Annotated in this window: 19 protein-coding genes; 9 read left to right on the top strand and 10 right to left on the bottom strand. The window is 68.4% G+C overall.

Annotated elements, in window-relative coordinates:
* Positions 1–8: 8 nt before the first annotated feature.
* Positions 9–1,304, top strand: coding sequence for a ribonuclease D (locus ACFWBU_RS13720; RefSeq protein WP_296551142.1), 1,296 nt, complete (start codon positions 9–11; stop codon positions 1,302–1,304).
* A gap of 7 nt (positions 1,305–1,311) precedes the next feature.
* Here the strand turns inward: ACFWBU_RS13720 and ACFWBU_RS13725 are convergent, their stop codons facing one another.
* Together ACFWBU_RS13725 and ACFWBU_RS13730 are read right to left on the bottom strand one after the other, a co-directional pair.
* Positions 1,312–2,322: an alpha/beta hydrolase gene (locus ACFWBU_RS13725; protein WP_378528505.1), complete on the bottom strand. Its 1,011-nt coding sequence runs from the start codon at positions 2,320–2,322 to the stop codon at positions 1,312–1,314.
* Positions 2,319–3,128: an oxygenase MpaB family protein gene (locus ACFWBU_RS13730; RefSeq protein ID WP_378528506.1), complete on the bottom strand. Its 810-nt coding sequence runs from the start codon at positions 3,126–3,128 to the stop codon at positions 2,319–2,321. Before ACFWBU_RS13730 ends, ACFWBU_RS13725 begins: the two co-directional genes overlap by 4 nt.
* 352 nt (positions 3,129–3,480) lie before the next feature.
* Here ACFWBU_RS13730 and ACFWBU_RS13735 point away from each other — a divergent pair, with 352 nt between their 5' ends.
* From ACFWBU_RS13735 to ACFWBU_RS13745, 3 genes are all read left to right on the top strand, one after another.
* Positions 3,481–4,701, top strand: a complete 1,221-nt coding sequence (locus ACFWBU_RS13735; RefSeq protein WP_169620693.1) for a thiolase family protein — start codon at positions 3,481–3,483, stop codon at positions 4,699–4,701.
* A gap of 2 nt (positions 4,702–4,703) precedes the next feature.
* Positions 4,704–6,845 carry a 3-hydroxyacyl-CoA dehydrogenase NAD-binding domain-containing protein gene (locus ACFWBU_RS13740; RefSeq protein ID WP_378528507.1) on the top strand — a complete coding sequence of 714 codons (2,142 nt, stop codon included), beginning with the start codon at positions 4,704–4,706 and terminating at the stop codon, positions 6,843–6,845.
* A 181-nt stretch (positions 6,846–7,026) separates the two neighbouring features.
* A complete protein-coding gene (locus tag ACFWBU_RS13745) occupies positions 7,027–8,424 on the top strand; it encodes a sugar porter family MFS transporter (protein WP_169652367.1) in 1,398 nt (465 codons plus the stop codon).
* A 13-nt stretch (positions 8,425–8,437) separates the two neighbouring features.
* On the opposite strand, the gene dxs is transcribed toward ACFWBU_RS13745, so the two are convergent.
* The 5 genes from dxs to ACFWBU_RS13770 all read right to left on the bottom strand — a co-directional run bounded on the left by dxs (position 8,438) and on the right by ACFWBU_RS13770 (position 16,070).
* Positions 8,438–10,429: a 1-deoxy-D-xylulose-5-phosphate synthase gene (gene dxs / locus ACFWBU_RS13750; protein WP_378528508.1), complete on the bottom strand. Its 1,992-nt coding sequence runs from the start codon at positions 10,427–10,429 to the stop codon at positions 8,438–8,440.
* A gap of 157 nt (positions 10,430–10,586) precedes the next feature.
* Positions 10,587–12,194 (bottom strand): MDR family MFS transporter, encoded by a 1,608-nt coding sequence (locus ACFWBU_RS13755; RefSeq protein ID WP_206038721.1) that lies wholly within the window; start codon positions 12,192–12,194, stop codon positions 10,587–10,589.
* Entirely contained in the window at positions 12,191–12,655 is a 465-nt protein-coding gene (locus tag ACFWBU_RS13760; RefSeq protein WP_169620689.1) for a MarR family winged helix-turn-helix transcriptional regulator, read from the bottom strand. The genes ACFWBU_RS13755 and ACFWBU_RS13760 overlap by 4 nt, the downstream gene beginning before the upstream one ends.
* Before the next feature lie 128 nt (positions 12,656–12,783).
* Positions 12,784–14,076 (bottom strand): class I SAM-dependent RNA methyltransferase, encoded by a 1,293-nt coding sequence (locus ACFWBU_RS13765; protein WP_296551153.1) that lies wholly within the window; start codon positions 14,074–14,076, stop codon positions 12,784–12,786.
* On the bottom strand, positions 14,073–16,070 hold the full coding sequence (locus ACFWBU_RS13770) for an APC family permease (RefSeq protein WP_378528509.1): 1,998 nt from the start codon (positions 16,068–16,070) through the stop codon (positions 14,073–14,075). Before ACFWBU_RS13770 ends, ACFWBU_RS13765 begins: the two co-directional genes overlap by 4 nt.
* A gap of 180 nt (positions 16,071–16,250) precedes the next feature.
* Here ACFWBU_RS13770 and ACFWBU_RS13775 point away from each other — a divergent pair, with 180 nt between their 5' ends.
* From ACFWBU_RS13775 to eutC, 4 genes are all read left to right on the top strand, one after another.
* Positions 16,251–16,916: a potassium channel family protein gene (locus ACFWBU_RS13775; RefSeq protein WP_378528531.1), complete on the top strand. Its 666-nt coding sequence runs from the start codon at positions 16,251–16,253 to the stop codon at positions 16,914–16,916.
* Between the two features lie 34 nt (positions 16,917–16,950).
* A complete protein-coding gene (locus ACFWBU_RS13780; RefSeq protein ID WP_169620687.1) occupies positions 16,951–17,604 on the top strand; it encodes a TrkA family potassium uptake protein in 654 nt (217 codons plus the stop codon).
* A gap of 148 nt (positions 17,605–17,752) precedes the next feature.
* Complete coding sequence (locus tag ACFWBU_RS13785) at positions 17,753–19,165, top strand: ethanolamine ammonia-lyase subunit EutB (protein ID WP_378528510.1); 1,413 nt, start codon at positions 17,753–17,755, stop codon at positions 19,163–19,165.
* Positions 19,162–19,935 carry an ethanolamine ammonia-lyase subunit EutC gene (eutC, locus tag ACFWBU_RS13790; protein ID WP_378528511.1) on the top strand — a complete coding sequence of 258 codons (774 nt, stop codon included), beginning with the start codon at positions 19,162–19,164 and terminating at the stop codon, positions 19,933–19,935. The genes ACFWBU_RS13785 and eutC overlap by 4 nt, the downstream gene beginning before the upstream one ends.
* A gap of 21 nt (positions 19,936–19,956) precedes the next feature.
* On the opposite strand, the gene ACFWBU_RS13795 is transcribed toward eutC, so the two are convergent.
* Both ACFWBU_RS13795 and ACFWBU_RS13800 read right to left on the bottom strand, forming a co-directional pair.
* The gene (locus ACFWBU_RS13795; RefSeq protein ID WP_169652460.1) at positions 19,957–20,610 is read right to left on the bottom strand and encodes a DUF3159 domain-containing protein; all 654 of its coding nucleotides are present in this window, start codon (positions 20,608–20,610) and stop codon (positions 19,957–19,959) included.
* A 105-nt stretch (positions 20,611–20,715) separates the two neighbouring features.
* Positions 20,716–21,093, bottom strand: a complete 378-nt coding sequence (locus tag ACFWBU_RS13800) for an OB-fold nucleic acid binding domain-containing protein (protein ID WP_169620683.1) — start codon at positions 21,091–21,093, stop codon at positions 20,716–20,718.
* A gap of 133 nt (positions 21,094–21,226) precedes the next feature.
* Between ACFWBU_RS13800 and ACFWBU_RS13805 the strand changes: the two genes are divergently transcribed.
* Positions 21,227–21,991: an alpha/beta hydrolase gene (locus ACFWBU_RS13805; RefSeq protein ID WP_378528512.1), complete on the top strand. Its 765-nt coding sequence runs from the start codon at positions 21,227–21,229 to the stop codon at positions 21,989–21,991.
* On the opposite strand, the gene ACFWBU_RS13810 is transcribed toward ACFWBU_RS13805, so the two are convergent.
* Positions 21,988–22,944, bottom strand: coding sequence for a DUF3710 domain-containing protein (locus ACFWBU_RS13810; protein WP_378528513.1), 957 nt, complete (start codon positions 22,942–22,944; stop codon positions 21,988–21,990). The genes ACFWBU_RS13805 and ACFWBU_RS13810 overlap by 4 nt on opposite strands.
* Between the last annotated feature and the right edge of the window lies 1 nt (position 22,945).

Genomic DNA, 22,945 nt, shown 5'->3' on the forward strand with positions numbered 1-22,945 from the left:
TCACGCCCATGTCTGCAGGCCAGGACCACGAGACGGTAGTGCCCGAGCACAGCTCTCCCACTGGCGGTGATTCCCCGAACGAGCACCCGCCCGCGGCGACGGTGCCGCTCCTCGAGCCGCGGGAGGGCGTACCCGAGGTGGTCACCACCGCCGCGGGTGTCGCCGAGGCGGCTGCGCTGCTCGCCCGCGGGCACGGACCGCTGGCCGTCGACGCGGAACGGGCCTCCGGCTACCGCTACTCCGCCCGGGCCTATCTCGTCCAGTTGCGGCGCAACGGCGCCGGCACCGTGCTTCTCGACCCGATCCCCACGGCAGCCGACCTCGCGCCGCTCGCGGAAGTGATCAACGACCTCGAGTGGGTGCTGCATTCGGCCGACCAGGATCTTCCGGGCCTGGCAGAACTGGGCCTGCACCCCGCTGTGCTGTACGACACCGAACTGGCGGGCCGGCTCGCCGGGTTCCCGCGGGTCGGGCTCGCTGCGATCGTCGCCGACACGCTGGGGTTCGAACTGAGGAAGGGGCACGGGGCCGCGGACTGGTCGACGCGTCCGCTGCCCGACTCCTGGCTGAACTACGCGGCGCTCGACGTGGAAATCCTCGTCGAACTCCGCGACGCGATGGCCGAGGAACTGGAACGGCAGAACAAGACGGAGTGGGCCGCGCAGGAGTTCGAACACATCCGGCTGGCCGGACCACCCGCACCGAAGCCCGAACGCTGGCGGCGAACGTCGAAGATCCACACGCTCAAAGACCCGCGCCGTCTCGCGATCGTGCGCGAGTTGTGGATCACCCGGGACGAGATCGCCGCGAACCGCGATATCGCGCCGGGCCGCATCCTTCCGGATTCGGCGATCATTGCGGCGGCGGAGGCCGCGCCGGCCACCCTCACCGACCTGCGCGCCCTCCCGGTCTTCGGTGGACCTCGTCAGCGGCGGTCGTCGCGGCTGTGGTTGTCGGCGATCGATCGTGCCCGCGCCCTGCCCACGTCGGAACTGCCTCCGGTCACCCCGCCGTTCACCGGTCCTCCGCCCGTGGGCCGGTGGGCCCGGCACCATCCCGAGGCTGCCGCACGACTGACGGCCGCGCGCGCCGAACTCGCAGCGCTGAGCGAGGAGGTGTCGGTTCCCGTCGAGAATCTGGTGAGCCCCGAACTCGTTCGGCGCCTGTGCTGGGACTGGGACGTCACGCCCGGGTCGGATGCCGAGGCCTACATCGAGGAGAAGTTCGCGGCCGGAGGTGCCCGGCCGTGGCAGCGGGCGCTGACGGCACCGCGGCTGGCGAAAGCTCTCGCGCCGGCGGAGTAGCGACCGGTCAGGACGGATCTGCTCCTCGTGCGAGAGCGTCGCGCACGAAGTGTCCGAGGTGCCGGGCCGCAGCGGCCGCCTCGGGGACGAGCGGGTGGAATGCGTGCCACACGTGTACCTGTCCGGGCCAGATCTGCAGTTCGTGGGGCACGCCCGCCGCGGCGAGAGCCTCCTCGAGGGCCTGCGTGTCGCCGGTGATCGCTTCGGTTTCCCCGCCCTGGACGAAAAACGGCGGCCAGTGCGACCCGGGAGTCGCGGCGAGCAGATCGAGGCGAGGATCGGCCGGGTCGCCGTCCGGGGCGTAGGCGCGCCGCGCACGGTCTGCGAACTTCACCGACAGGAACGGATCACGCCGGGCCGCTTCACGTTCCCAGCCGGTGCGGAGCCACAGGTCCAGCCACGGAGAGACGAGTGCGACCCCGGCGGGCAGATCTGCGCCTTCCCGGTCGAGTTCGACGACGAGTCCGTAGGCGAGGTGGCCGCCGGCGGAATCTCCGGCGATCACGATGTCGCGGGCAGCGTAGCCACGTATCCGGAGGTGGTCGAACCCGGCGCGGACGTCGTCGGGCGCTGCCGGGAACGGTGCTTCCGGTGCGCGACGGTAATCGGGCAGGAATGCGGGGACTCCTGCGGCACGGGCGATTCGGGCGGCGACGCCGATGTGCGACGCGGACGACCCCATCACGAAGCCTCCCCCGTGCAGGTAGTAGAGAACGTGCGGCGAGTCGCCGGTCCCGGGCGGGAACACCCATCGGCCGGGGACCGGTCCGGTGCGGTCGCGCGCGACGCGTGTGCCCCGCGCGAGGTCGAGGCGACCGGCGACCGACAATCCGAGACGCAGACCGCCGAGCGGCACCGGGCCGAGCGGGACGACGTCCGCGAGGATCCGGGCGCTCACGGCGAGGACGGCCGCGAGGGCCCGGCTACGGCGGCTCCCGCGCCCGGGAGGCACTACGGCGACGGTGGCGCGCCCCTCGGCGCCACGGCCGCTTACCGGCCCGACAGGCACACGGCTCACGCGGGCGCCCCGTCCGCCGTGGCCGAACGTGCCCCGAACCGGCGACGCGCGTCGCGCAGGACGAGCGACGCGGGAAGGTGGCGCACCCGGAGCGGAAGCGCCCGGTACAGCGGCGCGGCGACCCGCATGGCGCGGTCGAACCTGCGCTGCTGAGGGTCCGTCCAGAGGAGGCCGTAGGCGTCGCGGATGCGGGCATCGAGAAGACCGACGGTGAGGAAGCGGGCGGGTGACATACCCGCGCGGATGTACCACGGCGCGTGCCCGCCGCGTAGCAGTGCGTGCGCGTAGGCACGGACGGTGTCGTCGACGACGAGATCTGCGACGACGCTGTCCCAGTAGTCCTCGAATGCCGCGAGGTCGGCCGGCCACAACTCGGCCGGAACCTGGAGCGCGGTGCCGTAGACCGCGAACTCCCGGTACATCCGCTCGGCCTCCGACCGGTCGAGAGGCCCGAAGAAGCGTTCGTAGATGTCGCGGCCACCGTGGAACATGACCGCCGCGATCCACAACTGCAACTTCGGGTCGAAGGCGTTGTATCCCTCTGCCCGGACGGGCGCATGAGCACGGTTGACGAACCGGACCACCGCGCGCCGCTCCTCGTCGCTGCCGAACGCCACAAGAAAGATGTACGCGCTCGTGTTCCGGAAACGAGCAATCGGGTCCGTGAGGGCCTTGCTGTGCTCGGCTACTCCGCGCCCGACCGGGGCAAGTGCAATCTCCGTGAGGAAGCGTCGAGGGGAACTGAGCAGGAACACTGCCTCACCTACCACGCCCTGCACCGTGGGGTCGGGCCGACGTCGCATCATGGAGTGCAATGTATCCGCAGATCAAGCAGTGTCAAGAGGAACGAGTCCGATGGCGATGCCCGTGCGCCGTGTCGCCGCTTGGTGGGAATGCTCGTTAACTTGCCGAGGGGTGACGCGTGCATCCGGCGTCACCATGTCAGTCGGCGCCTACGGGCACCGCGGGGAGCGAGAACACACTGCTCACAGGCGTGCGCCGGGGTGACCCGCATACCGGCGCCAAATCGCAGGTATTAAGTTACTCACCGGTAATGACAATGTAGGCTTGTCCGCGAGGCCGGTCGCCGTCTGGCGATCGAGCACTCCTCGCCACGGCACGTGTCGGCGAGTAATCGCTCCATCAGGAGGAATCCGCGTGGCTCCCACCACCTCAACACAACGCAACGTCGTCTTCGTCGACGGAATCCGGACTCCGTTCGGTAAGGCCGGCCCCAAGGGCATGTACGCCGAGACCCGTGCCGACGACCTCGTCGTGAAGGCGATCCGTGAACTGCTGCGCCGCAATCCGCAGCTCGACCCCTCCCGTGTCGACGAGGTCGCAGTCGCGGCCACCACACAGACCGGCGACCAGGGCCTGACCATCGGCCGGACATCCGCGATTCTCGCGGGCCTGCCGGAAACCGTGCCCGGCTTCGCCATCGACCGCATGTGCGCAGGCGCCATGACGGCCGTGACCACCACGGCATCCGGGATCGGCTTCGGTCAGTACGACGTCGTCATCGCCGGTGGTGTCGAGCACATGGGCCGCCACCCGATGGGTGAGGGCGCGGACCCCAACCCGCGTTTCCTCGCCGACAAGCTGGTCGATCCGAGCGCGCTCGTCATGGGCAACACCGCCGAGAACCTGCACGACCGGTTCCCGAGCATCACCAAGGACCGCACCGACGCCTACGCGGTCAACAGCCAGAACAAGTACGACGCCGCCAAGAAGGCCGGCTGGATCGCCGACACGCTGGTTCCCGTCGCGACTCGCTCCGCCACCGGCTGGGGCCTCGCCACCGAGGACGAGCCGCCCCGCCCGGGCACCACGATCGAAGATCTCGCAAAGCTCAAGACGCCGTTCCGCCCCGCCGGCCGTATCACCGCGGGCAACGCAGCGGGTCTCAACGACGGCGCGACGGCCGCGATTCTCGCGGGCGAGGACACCGCACGTGAGCTCGGTCTGCCCGTCGGCATGCGCATGGTCGGCTTCTCCTTCCAGGGCGTCGATCCCGCGGTTATGGGCATCGGCCCCGTCCCGGCGACCGAGAAGCTGCTCGCCCGCACCGGCCTGAGCATCGAGGACATCGGTCTGTTCGAGATCAACGAGGCGTTCGCCGTGCAGGTGCTCGCGTTCCTCGAGCACTTCGGCATCGACGACGACGACCCGCGCGTCAACCAGTGGGGCGGTGCGATCGCGTGCGGCCACCCGCTCGCCTCGTCGGGCGTCCGCCTGATGACCCAGCTGTCGCACCAGTTCGCGCAGCATCCCGAGGTCCGCTACGGCCTGACGACCATGTGCATCGGTCTCGGCATGGGCGGCACCGTGATCTGGGAGAACCCGAACCACGCCGATTACGAATCCGGAGCCGCATAACCATGACATCGGACACCGCACACGGGACGACCGACGCGACGGGGATCGCGTCCGCGTTCGCCGACGAGGTCGTCACCCACGCGTACACCAAGCTGCTTTCCGTCCCCTGCATCGAGGGCCCGGTAGCCCTGATCACGCTGGACAACGGCTTCGACCACACCAAGCCGAACTCGTTCGGTCCCGCGGGACTGCTCGCCTTCGACAAGGCGCTGGACGAGGCGTTCGCCGCCAACCCGGCCGCGATCGCCGTCACCGGCAAGCCGTTCATCTTCGCAGCGGGCGCCGATCTCAAGGGCGTTCCCGCCGTCACGCGCCGTGAACAGGGCGTGGAGCTCGGAACCCTGGGACACAACGTGTTCCGCCGTCTGCGCGACACGACGATCCCGACCTTCGCCTTCGTCAACGGTCTGGCGCTCGGCGGCGGACTCGAGGTCGGACTGCACACGCACTACCGCACGGTCGCCGACAACGTTCCGGCGCTCGGCCTGCCCGAGACGATGCTCGGCCTGGTCCCCGGTTGGGGTGGCACACAGCTTCTCCCGAACATCGTCGGCCCCGACAACGCGGTCACCCTGATTCTCGAGAATCCGCTGAACAACGGCCGCACCATCAAGGCCAAGCAGGCCGAGGCGCTCGGTTACGCCGACGTCGTGCTGGCATCGGCCGATTTCCTCGAGCAGTCGCTCGCGTGGGCGTCGAAGGTGCTCGCGGGCGAGATCGTGCCGGCGCGTCCGGAGATCGACCGCGGGGCCGGCTGGGATGCCGCCATGGCACGCGCCAAGGCCCTCGTCGCCGGAAAGACCCGCGGCTTCTCCCCCGCCGCCGAGCGTGCGATCGAGCTCCTCGAACTCGCCCGCACCACCGACATCTCCGATCCCGAGTCGCTGAGCAAGGGCTTCGACGCCGAGACCGAGGCGCTCGCCGACCTGCTGATGTCCGACGAACTGCGTGCGGGTCTGTACGCATTCGATCTGGTCAACAAGCGCGCCAAGCGCCCCGCCGGCGCTCCGGACAAGTCCCTCGCCCGCAAGATCAGCGGCGTCGGCATCGTGGGCGCGGGCCTGATGGCCAGCCAGCTCGCGTTGCTGTTCGTCCGTCAGCTCAAGGTGCCGGTGATCCTGACCGACATCGACCAGGATCGCATCGACAAGGGTGTCGGCTACGTCCACACCGAGATCGACAAGCTGCAGGGCAAGGGCCGGTTGTCGCCCGACGCCGCGAACCGCCTCAAGGCGCTCGTCACCGGTTCGCTCGACAAGGCCGCGTTCGCGAAGACCGACTTCGTGATCGAAGCCGTGTTCGAGAACATGGACGTCAAGAAGCAGGTGTTCAGCGAGCTCGAGCAGCACGTCACGCCCGAGACGATCCTCGCCACGAACACCTCGTCGCTGTCGATCACCGAAATGGCGTCGGGCCTGCAGCATCCCGAGCGGGTCGTCGGATTCCACTTCTTCAACCCGGTCGCCGTGCTGCCGCTGCTCGAGGTCATCCGGGGCGAGAAGACCGACGACGCCACGCTGGCAACGGCATTCGCGACGGCCAAGTCGCTGAAGAAGTCCGCCGTGCTGTGTGGCGACAAGCCCGGCTTCGTCTTCAACCGCCTGGTCACCCGCACCCTCGGTGAGGTCATGACCGCTGTGGACGAAGGCACCCCGTTCGAGGTGGCGGACAACGCCGTCGGCGCGCTCGGCATGCCGATGTCGCCGTTCACGTTGCTCGCGCTGGTCGGGCCCGCCGTCGCCCTGCACACCGGGGAGACCCTGCAGGCCGCGTACCCCGACCGCTTCGTGTCGTCGCCCGGCCTCGAGGCGCTGGTGGAAGCCCGTAAGCCCGGCGTGTGGTCGTACGCCGACGGGCAACAGGTCGTCGATCCCGAGGTCGCCGCACTGTGGCCGCAGGGTGACTCCCCGTCCACCGCGGAGGAGGTGCTCGAGCGCACCCGTCGGGCATTCGCAGAGGAGATCGCGATCATGCTCGACGAAGGTGTCGTCGCAGCACCCGAGGACATCGACCTGTGCCTGATCCTCGGCGGCGGCTTCGCGTTCTGGAACGGCGGCATCACGCCGTACCTGGATCGCACCGGAACGTCGGAGGCCGTCAACGGCAAGCGTTTCCTGGCCCCGGGCGTCGCCGACGTCGCGTAGCACCGGTTGCGCTCGGCGCACCTGAAAAGAAGGCGTGTCGCCCCCTGGGGCGGCACGCCTTTCTTCGTGTGAAGATCGTCCCCCGCAACCTGTCGCGGCGTAGTGTCCCCGATGAGCAATTGCCGTAGCTTTCCGACCGAGCAGCGCCCCCGGGTGGTGCACGACGTCAGCAGGAGCTTTCATGACGCAACCGTCGTCCGCACACGCTGCCAAGGTCATCGCGGTTACCGTCGCCGCTGCAGTGGGCGGATTCCTGTTCGGGTTCGACAGCTCCGTCATCAACGGCGCTGTGGACTCGATCGAGCAGAATTTCGCGCTCAGTTCGTTCGTCACCGGGTTCGCCGTCGCGATCGCGCTGCTCGGCTGCGCGGTAGGTGCCTGGTTCGCCGGCAGGCTCGCCGATCGCTGGGGCCGCAAGCGAGTCATGGTGCTCGGCTCGATCCTGTTCCTGGTCTCGTCGACCGGTTCCGGCCTCGCGTTCAGCGTTCCCGACCTCATGCTCTGGCGGGTTCTGGGCGGACTGGGCATCGGCATCGCGTCGGTCATCGCGCCGACCTACATCTCCGAGATCGCACCGGCCCGGTACCGCGGCGGTCTCGCCTCGCTGCAGCAACTCGCCATCACCCTCGGCATCTTCGCGGCCCTGCTGTCCGACGCGGTGTTGCAGAACGCCGCGGGCGGTGCGTCGAACGACCTGTGGTGGGGACTCGAGGCCTGGCGATGGATGTTCCTCGTCGGAGTCGTCCCCGCTGCGGTCTACGGCATACTCGCGGTGCTGATCCCCGAGTCGCCGCGATACCTGGTGGGGCAGGATCTCGACGAGGAAGCCGCCGAGGTCCTCGCCAACGTGACCGGTGAGCTGGAACCGGAAGAACGGGTACGCGAGATCCGGCTGACACTGCGGCGCGATACGAAGGCGTCGTTCGGAGATATCCGGGGCCCGGTCTTCGGGTTGCAATCGATCGTCTGGGTCGGCATCACGATGGCGATCTTCCAGCAGTTCGTCGGCATCAACGCGATCTTCTACTACTCGACGACTCTGTGGCAGTCGGTGGGATTCACCGAGAACGAGTCGTTCACGACCTCGGTGATCACCGCCCTGATCAACGTGGTGATGACCTTCGTGGCGATCCTGTTCGTGGACAAGATCGGCCGGCGACCGCTGCTGATGACCGGTTCCCTCGGGATGTTCGTCAGCCTGTTGCTGGCCGCGATCGCGTTCTCCCAAGCCGAGGGCGGAGGCGACGACGTGTCGCTGCCGGCACCGTGGGGTGCCGTGGCACTCGTCGGCGCGAACGCGTTCGTCATCTTCTTCGCCGCCACCTGGGGACCCATCATGTGGGTCATGCTGGGCGAGATGTTCCCGAACCGAATGCGGGCTGTCGCGCTCGGTATCAGTACGGCCGCGAACTGGATCGCGAATTTCACCGTGACCCTGGCCTTCCCGCCGTTGACATCAGCGGTGGGCCTGTGGTTCCTCTACGGATTGTTCGCGTTCTTCGCGTTGCTGTCGTTCTTCTTCGTCAAGACGAAGATCCGGGAGACCAAGGGAATGGAACTCGAGGACATGCAGACCTGATCCCCGGCGGGGATCAGCCGACCTCCCGCTCGAGTTCCGCGTTCGTACCCTTCGGGGCTACACCGGTGCCGTTTCCGGCCGACGCGCTGCCGTGTGCGGCCGCCTTCGGAGACGCGACGGTGTGCGGGGTAGCAGTCCATCCCGTCACACGGCGTACGACGTCCTCGACGGTGAGCCCGAGTTCCTGATGGATCTCGGAGCGCGACGCGTGATCGAGGAACCGCTGCGGCACCCCGAGGGCGCGCAGGGGTACGTCGATGTCGCGGTCGCGGAGCGCAGCGGCCACCGCCGACCCCACACCACCGTGCTTACCGCTGTCCTCGATCGTCACGACGAGCCGGAATGCGCGCGCCAGTTCGGTGATCGATTCGGGTACGGGGAGCACCCACCGCGGATCGACGACCGCGACGCTGATCCCCTGCTCCGCGAGAACCTCGGCGGCGTCGAGTGCGAGTCGCACGAATGCACCCACCGCGACGACGAGCACGTCGCCGGAGCGTTCCTCGGGCATCCGCAGCACGTCGACGATTCCGTCGATGCGTTCGACGGCCGGGATGTCTTTCCCGACCGAGCCTTTCGGAAAGCGCAGCACGGTGGGGCCGTCGGAGACGTCGAGTGCTTCGGCAAGCTCTTCTCTCAAGGTCGCCGCGTCGCGCGGCGCAGCCACGCGAATGCCGGGGACGATGCCCAGGAGGGAGAAGTCCCACATGCCGTTGTGGCTCGCGCCGTCCGATCCGGTCACGCCCGCTCGGTCGAGCACCATCGTGACGGGTTGCTTCAGCAACGCGACATCCATGAGCAACTGGTCGAAGGCGCGGTTGAGGAACGTCGAATACACCGCGACGACGGGATGCAGGCCACCGAGCGCGAGGCCGGCGGCGGACGTCACGGCGTGTTGCTCGGCGATACCGACGTCGAAGGTGCGGTCGGGGAACCGCTCGGCGAACTTCGAGAGTCCGGTCGGGCCGGGCATCGCCGCGGTGATGGCGACGACCTCGTTGCGTCCTTCCGCCTGGGCGATGAGTTCCTCGGAGAACACCGATGTCCAGTCGGGTGAGGACGACGACGATGTGGCCACACCGGTGCGCGGGTCCATGACTCCGGTCGCGTGCATCAGATCGGCCAGATGATTCTCGGCCGGTGCGTACCCGGCACCCTTGCGGGTCACGGCATGGACGATCACGGGGCCGCCGTAAGCCTTGGCGCGACGCAGAGCCGCCTCCATGGCCGGCTCGTCGTGGCCGTCGACCGGTCCGAGGTACTTGATCCCGAGATCGGTGAACAGCACCTGCGGGCTGACCGCGTCTTTGACGCCGGCCTTCATGCCGTGGAGCACCGAGTACGCCGTGGGACCGACCACCGGAAGCCGCTTGACGATCCGGCGGCTGTTGTCGAGGGCACGTTCGTATCCGGGCTTGAGGCGCAGCACCGCGAGATGGTCGGCGAGTCCGCCGATCGTCGGTGCGTAGGAACGGCCGTTGTCGTTGACGACGATCACCAGCGATCGGTCGGCACCGGCGGCGATGTTGTTCAGCGCTTCCCAGCACATTCCGCCGGTGAGCGCTCCGTCGCCGACGACCGCGACGACCGTGCGGTCGGGTTCCTCGGTCAGCGCGAAAGCTTTGGCGAGGCCGTCGGCGTACGACAGCGCCGCCGACGCATGCGACGACTCGATCCAGTCGTGCTCGCTCTCGGACCGGGACGGGTAGCCGGACAACCCCCCGCGCTGGCGCAGGGTGTCGAACCGATCTCTGCGTCCGGTGAGGATCTTGTGGACGTAGGCCTGGTGGCCCGTGTCGAAGAGGATCGGGTCGCGCGGCGAGTCGAAGACCCGATGCAACGCGATGGTCAGTTCCACGACGCCGAGATTGGGCCCGAGGTGTCCCCCGGTCGCAGCCACCTTCTCGACCAGAAAATTGCGGATTTCCCCGGCGAGCTGCGTGATCTCGGTGGGGGTCAACCGACGAAGATCGTCGGGGGACTGTATGCGGGACAAGACACCCACCTGGAGAAGCTCCCTCCGGCTCGGGATTCGCGCGTGGCCGCGCGAGCAAGTGATCACCAGTCTACGGAGCGATTGCAACAAGGGGGTGAGCGCACTCCGCAGAGACGGCGCCCGATATCGTGATGCACACGACATCGGGCCCCGTCCGCATCGTGCGTCACACGTCGGTCGTGTCCTTGGTGCGCTCGTCACCGGTCGGCTCCTCGACGAGGTCGATGGTGGTGCGCAGTTCCCGGTTGGGGATGACAGCGACTGCGAGCAACGTGATCACTGCGAAGCCTGCGGCCACGAGGAAGAGCGTGCCGGTGGCGTCACCGTAGGCGTGCTGCACGATCTCGACGACGGGCGCGGGCAGCACACTCAGGTCGAGGCTGCCTCCGCCGCCGGCCCCGGCATCGATGCCGAGCTTCGCGAATCCTTCGGCCGAGATCGTGGCGACTCGCGACGCCAGGATCGAGCCCAGGACGGAGACGCCGATCGCGCCACCGAAGGTGCGGAAGAACGCGACGGAGCTACTGGCCGCCCCGATGTTGCGCACGCTGACGGTGTTCTGGACGGCGAGCACGAGGTTCTGCATCAGCATGCCGGTGCCGAGACCCACGATCGCGATATATCCGCTGATGGCGAGCAGCGACGTGGTGTGGTCGATGGTCCCGAGCAGCGCGAAGCCGACGAGTTGCAGGACCGCACCCCCGATGAGGAAGCCCTTCCACTTACCGAAACGCGTGATGAGCTGACCGGACAGCATCGAGGAGACCAGGGTTCCCGCCACCATCGGAATGGTGAGCAGACCCGCCTCGGTGGGGCTGTATCCGCGTGCGGTCTGGAAGTACTGGCCGAGGAACGTGGTGGCGCCGAACAGGCCGACACCGACGGCGATGGACGCGATGATCGCGAGCGCCGTGGTGCGCTCGGAGACGATCTTCGGCGGGATGATCGGGTCGGCAACCTTCGTCTCGACGATGATCGTCGCGATGAGCAGCGCCAATCCCACGCCGACGTAGAGCGCCGATTCGGCGGAGATCCACTCGTAGTAGCCGGCCTTCCCGGCGAAGGACACCCAGACGAGCAGCACGCTCACCGCAGCGGTGATGAGGGTCGCACCGAGCCAGTCGATGTTGACATTCTGCTTGCGCACGGTCTCGATGTGCAGGGTGCGCTGGAGCAGGACGAGAGCCACGACGGCGATCGGTACACAGACGTAGAAGCACCAGCGCCAGCCGAGGGTGTCGACGATGACGCCGCCGAGGACGGGACCGCCCGACATCGCGACGGCCATGACCGCGCCCATGTATCCGGAGTAGCGACCGCGCTCGCGGGGCGGGATGATGCTGCCGATGATCGCCACCACGAGGGCGGTCAGACCGCCCATGCCGATGCCCTGCACCACACGAGCAGCCAGCAGGATCGGCACGTTGTGCGCGACGCCGGCGAGCACCGACCCGACCACGAAGACCAGGATCGACAGCTGTACCAGGAGTTTCTTGTTGAACAGATCGGCGAACTTGCCCCAGATCGGGGTGGATGCCGCGTTCGCGAGCAGGGCGGTGGTGATCACCCAGGCGTACTGGGTCTGGGTCCCGTTCAGGTCGGCGATGATCGTGGGCAGCGCCGTCGACACGATCGTGCTGCTCAGCAGCGCGGTGAAGAGCGCGGCGAGCAGACCGGAAAGAACGACGAGGATCTCGCGGTGCGTCATCGGCGCATCGGCCTCTGCCTCAGGACCTGGCGGAAAAGCGCCGTGCCTGGAGTCGGTGGTGGTCATGAAGAAGTCCTTTGGGCGGTGGCGGTAGCTATCGGAAGCAATGAAGCGTTGAGCCGGCGGAGAACTGCGATCGCGTCGTCGACCTGCTGCTGATCCCAGTCGGCGAGTTCGGCGGACAATCGCTCGGTGCGCAGTTCGCGGACCGACTCGAGAACGTCCAGTCCCTTCCGCGTACATCGGAGGGTGTGTGCTCGCCGGTCACCGGGGTCCGGGCGTCTTTCGACGAGCCCCCGTTCGACGAGTTCACCGATCTGCCGGCTGAGCGAGGACTGACTGACGCACATCTCCGCGGCGAGTTCGCTGGGTCGGCACTCCCCCGCTCTCGCGAGGAGGATCAGCACCCCGACGAGCGTGTTGGGAAGCACTGCGGTCTCGTTGTGCGCGAGCGCCGAGCGCATCGTTCTACCCAGCAGAAAGATGGCGTCCACGAGTTCGTGCGCCGTCTCGGTCCGAACCGGCACGAAAACCTCCGAAGAAAAGTATTTGGTTACGACATGCAACTATAACATATAGTTGCTTGCTGTAACCAAATACTTCACGAAACGGACGAACCTCCCAGCGGCGTCACCGGCCGCTCAGGAGACCCTGCTCACCGGGTGAACAGCGCGAGGCACTCCACGTGATGAGTCGACGGGAACGCCGCGAACGCGCGGACTTCGGCGAGCTCGAAACCCTGTGCGCGGTACAGGCCCACGTCACGGCCGAATGCCGCGGGGTCGCATCCGAGGTGGATGACCCGGCGGGGCCCCGCCTCCGCGATGGCACTCACGACCTCCTTGCCCGCACCGGCGCGCGGCGGGTCGAGCACGACGACCTCCGGAGCCGGAAGCTCGCCGACGAGGCGCTCCACGCGTCCGTGCCGGAACGAGATCTGGTCCAGGTCCGCCAGCGCAGCCGTACCGTCCTCCACAGCGGTCCGCGACGACTCCACGGAGATCACACTCCCCCGGCTTCCCACCTGTCCGGCGAGCGAGGCGGCGAAGACACCGACTCCGCCGTACAGGTCCCAGACGGTGCTTCCCTCCGATGCCTGCGCCCACTCCGCGACGACCCCCGAGTACGTGGTCGGCGCCCCTCGATGGGCCTGCCAGAAACCGGTTGCCGCGACGGTCCACTCGCGATCGCCGACCCGTTCGACGGGTCGTCCCGATCCCTCGACGACCTTCTCCGCGCGAGGCGCACTCGTCGCAGCCCGGCGCGCGGCGGCGCCGCGGCGGCCGGGGCTCTTGTGACCGGTACCCGAAATCACGGGAGGTGCGATCTCGACGATGTGCCGGTCGCCGTTCGCATCCAGCACCACCTGCAGTTCGGCGCCGGGACGCCACACCTGGTCCGGCAAACCCCGGTAGGCGGCGGCGTCTATCTGTGGGCACGCAAGCTCGGGAACGACGTCGTTGCTGTGGTACCGCCGGTACCCGGGGCTGCCCGCGGCGTCGACCGCGAGCCGGACACGGGTCCGCCACAAGGTGCCGTTCGGCGACCCGCCCGGGATTTCCTCGACGGTGATGTCGCGCTCGACACCGCCGAGTCTCCGCAGCTGTTCGCTCACCACCGCGGCGGCAAAGCGGCGCTGCGCGGGCACGGAAGCGTGTGACATGTCGCAGCAGCCCGCACCGCCCGGCCCGGACACCGGGCACAGCGGATCGACCCGATCCTCGGAGGCTTCCAGGATCTCCACCGCGTCGGCGAAACAGAACGAGCCGCCGCGGTCCTCGGTGATCGACGCGAACACCCGCTCCCCCGGAAGGCCGTGGCGGACGAAGATCACCCGGCCTTCGAACCGGGCGACGCAGAAACCGCCGTGCGCGGGGTTACCCAAGATCACCTCTACCCGGCGTCCGGACCAATCCGTGCGCGTGCCCTGTCGTTCCTGCCGACTCACTGCTGTTCCTCCTTGTCGAGACCCCGGCGCACCGCTCCGGGCGCCGAATCGATCCGTTCTCGTCCCACCGCTGCCGACGAGCGCAGCTGCCAGGGCACGCTCGTGACCATCACCCCGGGTTGGAAGAGGAGACGGCTTTTGAGACGTAGCGCACTCTGGTTGTGCAGGATCTGCTCCCACCAGTGACCCACCACGTACTCCGGGATGAACACCGTCACGACGTCACGCGGCGAGTCACGCCGGACACGCCGGACGTAGTCGAGCACGGGCCTGGTGATCTCACGATACGGCGACTCGACGACCTTCAGCGGAATGGTGAGGTCGCTGCGCTCCCATTCCCGGACCAGCTTGCGGGTGTCCTCCTCGTCGACGTTCACGGTGATCGCTTCGAGAGTGTCGGGCCGGGTCGCCCGCGCGTACGCCAGGGCGCGCAATGTCGGCAGGTGGAGGGTCGACACGAGCACGATCGAGTGGGTCCGGCTGGGCAGAACACCGTCCCACTCCGCACCTTCGAGTTCGGCCGCGATGGTGTCGTAATGACGACGTATCGCCTTCATCACACCGAAGATCACCACCATCGTCGCGACCGCGATCCACGCGCCCGCGGTGAACTTCGTGACGAGCACGATCAGCAGCACGGCCGTGGTCGCCACGAAGCCGATGACGTTGACTGACCGTGAACGCTGCATCCGGCCCCGGCTCGCCGGGTCCGTCTCGGTGGCAAGGAATCGGGTCCAGTGCCGGACCATTCCGGCCTGTCCGAGACTGAAGGCGACGAACACGCCGACGATGTAGAGCTGGATGAGCTTGGTCACTTCTGCGTCGAAGACCCACACGAACACGATGGCCAGACCGGACAGGAACACAATGCCGTTGCTGAACGCGAGGCGATCGCCGCGGGTGTGCAGCTGACGCGGGAGGTACCGATTCTGTGCGAGTACCGAGGCGAGCACGGGGAACCCGTTGTAGGCGGTGTTCGCGGCGAGCACGAGGATCACCGCCGTCACGACCGCCATCAGGAAGAACGCCGCCGGAACGTCGCTGAAGATCGTCTGGGCCAGCTGCGCGACGAGGGTTTTCTGCTCGTATCCCTCGGGGGCACCCCGGAGCTGGGTCGCCGGATTCTCGGCCACCACCACGCCCAGACGCTGGGCGAGGAACACCACCCCGAGGAACAGCGTCACGGCGATCGCTCCGAGCATGAACAGTGTGGTCGCGGCGTTCCGGGCCCTGGGCTTACGGAAAGCCGGTACCCCGGTGCTGATCGCTTCGACACCCGTCAGTGCCGCGCAGCCCGACGAGAAGGCCCGCGCGAGAAGGAAGATGAAGGCGATCGCGGTGAGGTCCGTCTGCTCGGCGACAAGCTCGAACTCCGCCGATTCCGCTCGCAGGTCCTCCCCCAGGACGAAGATCTGAACCAGCCCCCACCCGAGCATCGCGAGCATGCAGGCCACGAACGCGTACGTCGGGAAGGCAATGGCCTTGCCCGCCTCCCGTAGCCCCCGCAGGTTCACCGCGGCGAGTATCGCGATGGCGGCGATAGCGAAGAGCACCTTGTGCTGCGCGACGAAGGGCACCGCCGAACCGATGTTCGCCGCGGCCGACGACAACGACACCGCGACGGTGAGCACGTAGTCGACCATGAGGGCGCTGCCGACCGTCAGACCTGCGGTGGCCCCGAGATTTTTCGTCGCGATCTCGTAGTCGCCGCCGCCCGAGGGGTAGGCGCGCACATTCTGCCGGTAACTCGCCACGACGATCACGAGAACGGCGGCGACTGCGAGGCCGATCCACGGCGAGAACGCGTATGCGGACAAGCCGGCGATGGACAGGACGAGGAAGATCTCCTCCGGCGCGTATGCCACCGAGGACAATGCGTCGGAGGCGAATACGGGCAGGGCTATCCGCTTGGGCAGCAGATCGTGCCCGAGAGTATCGCTGCGGAACGGGCGACCCAGCAGGAGCCGTTTCGTGGCGGTGGAAAGCTTGGACACCTGCAAAGCCTAAGCCGTCCGCCTGGTGGAACACTGCATCGGACGCCGGTGTCCGTTTCCGCACGCCACCGACGCTTCGCCGAGTCCGACCGCGCGCCCGACCGCCGGGCGGTACGGTTCCGTTCGGCGACCACCGACCGTGGTCGCCTCCTCGACGATCGACGAAACGGAGTGTCCACGGTGTACGTGGTGGTGATGGGGTGTGGCCGGGTGGGTTCGTCCGTGGCCACCGCGCTCGTGCGACTCGGCAACGAGGTGGCGGTCGTCGACCGGGACCCGAGCGCATTCCTGCGGCTGGGACCGGATTTTCCCGGCCACACGGTCGTGGGGATGGGATTCGATCGGGACGTGCTGATCCGGGCCGGCATCGAGCAGGCCGACGCGTTCGCCGCGGTGTCGTCGGGTGACAACTCGAACATCATCTCGGCGCGTGTGGCCCGCGAGATCTTCGGGGTCGATCGTGTGGTCGCGCGGATCTACGACGCGAAGCGCGCGGCCGCCTACGAGCGCCTCGGCATCCCCACCGTCGCCACCGTGCCGTGGACCACGGACCGGTTCCTGCACGCGCTCACCCACGACAGCGAGGCGACGCGGTGGCGGGATCCGACCGGCTCGGTCGCAGTGGCCGGCGTCGACGTCCACGAAGGCTGGGTAGGTCGGCGCGTGACCGAACTCGAGGAAGCGACCGGTTCCCGCGTCGCGTTCCTCATCAGGTTCGGCACCGGCCTGCTGCCGGATCGCAGGACCGTGATCCAGGCAGACGATCTGGTCTACATCGCTGCCGTTTCCGGTTCTGCGGCCGAGGCGATCGCACTGGCCGAGAACCCTCCGGCGGAAGACAACTGAGCACGATGACCCCGTCAACCGAGAGGATCCGTCGATGAAGGTCGCCATCGCAGGCGCGGGAGCCGTGGGACGGTCGATCGCCCGCGAACTCGTGCGCAACAACCACGAGGTCATGCTGCTCGAGCGCAAACTCGACCACGTCGAACCCGCTGCCGTGCCGGAGGCCGAGTGGGTGCACGCCGACGCGTGCGAGCTCAGTCTGCTCGAGGCTGCCGGTCTCGAAAACTACGATGTGGTGATCGCAGCGACCGGCGACGACAAGGTCAACCTCGTGCTGAGCCTTCTCGCCACCACCGAGTTCGGGGTGCCGCGCGTCGTGGCCCGCGTCAACGACCCCCGCAACGAATGGCTGTTCGACGAGTCGTGGGGGGTCGACGTGGCGGTGTCGACCCCTCGCATGCTCGCGGCGCTGGTCGAGGAGGCCGTCACCGTGGGCGATCTGGTGCGATTGATGACATTGCGAAGGGGTGCGAACCTCGTCGAAATCACCTTGCCCGACACCACCGCGCTCGCAGGCAAGCCGGTGCGCAAGCTGCAGTTGCCGCGGGACGTCGCGCTGGTGACGATTCTTCGCGGTGAACGAGTCATCGTGCCGCAACCCGACGACCCACTCGAGGGGGGAGACGAACTGCTGTTCGTCGCTGCGCAGGATGTCGAAGACGAGTTGCGCGCGGCCGTCGGCGTCTAGCCTCCCACTCCGCCGGGACCCCGGGACGATTCCCGTGCCTGGTCCCGGTTCCGGCCCTCACCCGACCGGCGCTGCACGGCGCACCTCGGTACGCTGTGCCGACCATGCCGCCGAGGCGTGACCGAGGGACTTCGGAGGTGACCGAACCATGACCGTGTATCGGCAGCAGATCGCCGGTGTCGCATACGAATTCCAGGGTCTCGTGGATCTCCTGGCGAAAGCGTCGCCGCGGCGGTCGGGCGACGAACTCGCCGGGTGCGCCGCGCATTCCGACGCCGAGCGTGCGGCGGCTCAGTGGGCGCTCGCGGACGTGCCGCTGTCGGCATTTCTCACCGAGGCGATCGTTCCGTACGACACCGACGAGGTAACCCGTCTGATCATCGACTCCCATGACGCCGACGCGTGTGCGCCCGTCGCGCATCTGACGGTCGGCGGCTTCCGCGACCACCTGCTCACCGTCGCGGCGCAGCCGGACCCTGCCCCCGCGCTGCGGGCACTCGCGCCGGGGCTGACCCCGGAGATGGTCGCGGCGGTGAGCAAGATCATGCGCAACCAGGACCTGATCGCGGTCTCGCGGGCAGCGACCGTCACGAGTGCCTTCCGCACCACCATCGGCCTCCCGGGACGACTGTCGACCCGGTTGCAACCGAACCATCCGCTCGACGACCCGCACGGTGTCGCGGCGGCGGTGCTCGACGGCCTGCTGATGGGATGCGGTGACGCGGTGGTCGGCATCAACCCCGCGAGCGACTCCCCGCGCGCGGTGGGCGACCTCCTGCGGTTGCTCGACGACATCCGGCAGCGGTTCTCCATCCCGGTCCAGTCGTGTGTACTCACCCACATCACGACGACCATCGACCTGGTGGCGCAGGGCGCGCCGGTCGATCTGGTCTTCCAGTCGGTCGCGGGCACCGAAGGCGCCAACCGCGGATTCGGAGTCGATCTCGCCCTCCTGCGTGAAGGCAACGAGGCGGCGCGGGCGCTGCGCCGCGGAACGGTCGGCGAGAACGTGATGTATCTGGAGACCGGTCAGGGCTCGGCGCTCTCGTCGGGCACACACCTGGGCGCCGGCGGACGCCCAGTGGATCAGCAGACCTTGGAGGCCCGCGCGTACGCGGTGGCGCGTGAGCTCGATCCTCTCCTGGTCAACACCGTCGTCGGTTTCATCGGACCCGAGTACCTCTACGACGGCAAACAGATCATCAGGGCAGGGCTCGAGGACCAGTTCTGCGGCAAGCTCCTCGGCCTGCCCATGGGAGTCGACGTCTGCTACACCAATCACGCCGAGGCCGACCAGGACGACATGGACACCCTGCTCACGTTGCTGGGCGTCGCGGGCACCGCGTTCGTCATCACGGTGCCGGGAGCGGATGACGTCATGCTCGGCTACCAGTCGCTCTCGTTCCACGACGCGCTGTATGCGCGGGAGGTCATGGGTCTGCGGCCCAGCCCCGAATTCGAGGAATGGCTGCGGGCACAGGGCTTGGCCGACGATTCCGGGCGCATCCTGCCCGTCGATATGGCGGCCTCGCCGCTGCGAGCACTCGGAGGGGCGCTGTGACGGACGCGTGGGAGGCACTTCGGCGCCACACGCAGGCCCGCATCGGACTGGGACGGGCCGGCAACGGCTTGCCCACGCGGCGGCACCTCGAGTTCGTCGCGGCGCATGCGGCGGCCCGCGATGCCGTTCATGCACCTCTCGACGTGGAGTCCCTCGCACAGCAGCTGGAGGCGCTCGAATTCGATGATCTGCCCGGACGCCCGCGTCTCGGTGCGCCTCTGACGGTGCGCAGCGCGGCCGCCACCCGGGACGTCTATCTCCGCCGCCCCGACCTGGGACGCCGGCCCGAGGACGGGACCGCACTTCCCCACAGCGGTGCCGACATGGGGATCGCTCTGTGCGACGGCCTGTCGTCGACCGCGCTCCTGGCCCACGGCCCCGCGCTCGTCGCAGCGATCGTGCGTGCGCTTCCCGGGTCGACTTTCGCGCCGCCCGTGATCGCCACGCAGGCGCGGGTCGCACTCGGCGACCACATCGGCGCACAGCTCGGCGTCACGACCATGCTGGTGCTCATCGGTGAGCGCCCCGGACTGTCGAGCGCCGACAGTATCGGCGTCTACCTCACGCATCACCCCGAGCCGGGGCGCCGCGACTCCGAGCGGAACTGTGTGTCGAACATCCATCCGCCCGGCGGGATGACATGTGAGGGGGCCGCGCGGGTGATTGCTGCACTCGTGGACGGTGCGCGGCGGCTCGGCGCCTCGGGCGTCATGCTCAAGGACGGTTCGCGCGGTCCGGCGTTGGCCGACGGAGAACACCGCGCGTTGTAGCGCTGTCTCGTCCGGGCGACGTCACACCTCGCGGTGGCGGCCCGAGGGAGGAATCGGGGTCTCCCCCGGTTCCTCGGCTTCGGCGGCCTCGGGAGCCGGCTCGACGAGACGGTCGGCTTTGCGTACCGCCCACAAGGTCACCAGCAACACCAGGCCGGTGAGCGGCCAGCCCATTCCGATGCGGGCCACGGCCAGCCAGCCGGTTTCGTCGGCGTCGTAGAGGTGGTTCTGGACCAGATAGCGCGCCAGGAACACCAGTGCCCACGCGACGGTCGCGATGTCGTACGCACGGACGGCGTCCTTGTGCGACCGCCACCGTGAGCCCTGCCCGTTCAGCATCCCCCAGACCACGCCCACGAGCGGCCTGCGGACCAGCACCGATACGACGAATGCTCCGCCGTAGATCAGGCTGGCGTAGATCCCGAAGAGGAAGTACCCCTTGGCATCACCGGTGCGATACGCGATGAACGCGCACACCGCGACGCCGATGAAACCCGAGATCGCGGGCTGAATAGGGGTGCCTCGAATCAGCCGCCACGCCAGGACACCGCAGGCGACAGCCACGGCCGCCCAGATCGCGGCCGTCAGGCCCCACCAACTGTTCACCGGCACGAACACCAGGACGGGCAGCGTCGAATACACCAACCCGCTGATGCCACCGAGTTGTTCCAGCATCGTCTGCTGCCTGATGTCGCTCACTCCTACGAGAGTGCCATATTCCCGGGGCTACCCCGGTCGCGGACGTGCGGAGCCCCTTCGCGCCTCACGGTCCGCGCCCGGTCAGGCCGGGCCGCGCAATTCGTAGTAGGGGTTGTAGATCACCCGTCGCCCGTCGCGTTCACCGACTCGTCCCCGTACGAGCAGGGTCTTGCCGGTTTCTATACCCGGGATACGGCGGCGTCCGATCCAGACCAGAAGGATGGAGTCGGTGCCGTCGAACAACTCCGCCTGCACTGTCGGGGCGGCTGCTTTCGAGCACGACTCCACGCTGCGGAGCCGGCCGAACATGGTCACTTCCTGGCCGCGGGTGCACTTGACGACGGGAAGCGCGCCGGTCGAATGAGACGACTCGGCCATCTCTTCTGCGTCGAGTTCCTCGAGATCCTCGGTCAACCGACGAGTGAGCCGGCGTAGGTAACCGGCCGCGGCGGGTGGCATGGCGCGCTCCTGTACACGGTGGGCACATGTGCGTGCCCGAAGTTGTCGTTCGACCGCCACTGTAGACCGATTCCGGGCAAGCACAAGCACACCGAGTTGTGGTCCGGTTTCGAGCATTCGGCAGGATTGTGACATGCCCCGCACTGTGCCCCCCACCCTCGATCTCAGCACTGTCACCGTCGCCGTCGTTCTGCCCGGCACCGGCTCGGATGCGAACTTCGTCGACCGCGTCTTCCGGGGCGCGCTGCGTTCCCGGGGAATCGACGTCGTGGCGGTCGATCCCGACCCTCGGGGAGTCGTGCGCAGCTACGTCCGCGCCATGGATGCTGCCGCGCGCAGCGGCCCGATCCTGGTCGGTGGAGTGTCGATCGGGGCCGCGGTCGCCCTGCAGTGGGCGGCGGAGCATCCGGATCTCGCTGCGGGAGTGCTCGCGGCCCTGCCTGCGTGGACCGGCGATCCTGCCGCGGCGCCTGCCGCGGCGAGCGCGCGATGGACTGCGTCGGAACTCCGTGCTCACGGTTTGGACGCGGTGACGGCCGCGATGGCGGCGTCGAGTCCTTCCTGGCTTGCCACAGAGCTGACCCGATCCTGGAAGGCTCAGTGGCCCGACCTGCCGTCGGCGCTCGAGGAAGCCGCCGGTATGCACGCGCTCGACGTGGACAGGCTGCGCGCTCTCGAGGTGCCGGTCGGGATCGCTGCGGCCGTCGACGATGCGGTCCATCCGTTCGAGACGGCGGAGCAATGGGCGCGGGAGATTCCGCGTGCCGCGCTGGGGAGCCTCCGACTGGCCGACATCGGCGCGGATCCGGGCCGGCTCGGCACGATGTGCCTGACGGCGCTCGACCAGGCGTGCGCCGGCCCGGCCCCGCGTGAGGACCGGACCGGCGGTACGGGCTAGAAGCCCAGCTGCTGCATAGCGGAGCCGGACTCGCCGCGGCGAGGCGGCTGCGGCTGCCGCGTGCTCGGCGGCGGCGGGTTCGTTCCTGCGCGCGCCTGCGGTGCGGGTCCACCCTGACGCGGCGCCGGAGGCGCAGCCGGGGCGCCTTGCGGACCGCGTTGCTGCTGTGGGGCGGCTCCCTGCTGAACGGGTTGCTGCTGAGCGGGTTGCTGTCGCGCCGCGGCTTGTTGCTGCGCTGCCGCAGCGAGCTGCTGCGCGAGTGCTTCGGGAAGGACGACGGGCAACGGCGTGCGCACCGGATACGGCTCTGCTCCTCGTCGCACCACAGTCCCCGCGACGACGGATCGCGCGAGTGCTACCAGTTCCGAATCCCCGCCGGCGTTTCCGGCCGGACCGGCGACAACACACCGAATCATCCAGCGAGGGCCGTCCACACCGATGAACCGGAGGTCCGCGTTCGGCGTCACACCGTGCAGTTCCCTACCCCACGGACCGGATTCCATACTCACGGTCGCGTTGTCGTTGCGCAGGGTCTCGGACAGTTCCGCAGCGACCTCGCGCCACTGACCCGGCGACTTCGGCGCCGCGTACGCCGAGACGGTGATCCGCCCGTACCGGGTGACGAGGTGAACGTTCTGCGGCGCACCGTTCTGCGCCATCTCGACCTGGATCTGGCTTCCCTGCGGGAGGGGCACCAGCACGGAGCCGAGATCGAGACGGGAACCGGTGAGGTCCTCTTCGTCGATCTCGGTGATGTCGAAGGGCCCTTCGTCGCCGGCGGCACCGGTCGCGTGGTCGTATCCCGCCTCGTCGTACGCGCCAGTGCCGTAACCGCCCTCGTCGTAACCGGCCTCGTCGTACCCGGCATCATCGAAGCTGCCGTCGTCCGCGTAGGACTGCTCAGCGCGATCGGCACCGGTATCCGGTCCACGATTCTTGCGACGTCCGAACATG

The sequence above is a fragment of the Rhodococcus sp. NPDC060084 genome, assembly GCF_042730335.1.
Classification (GTDB): domain Bacteria; phylum Actinomycetota; class Actinomycetes; order Mycobacteriales; family Mycobacteriaceae; genus Rhodococcus.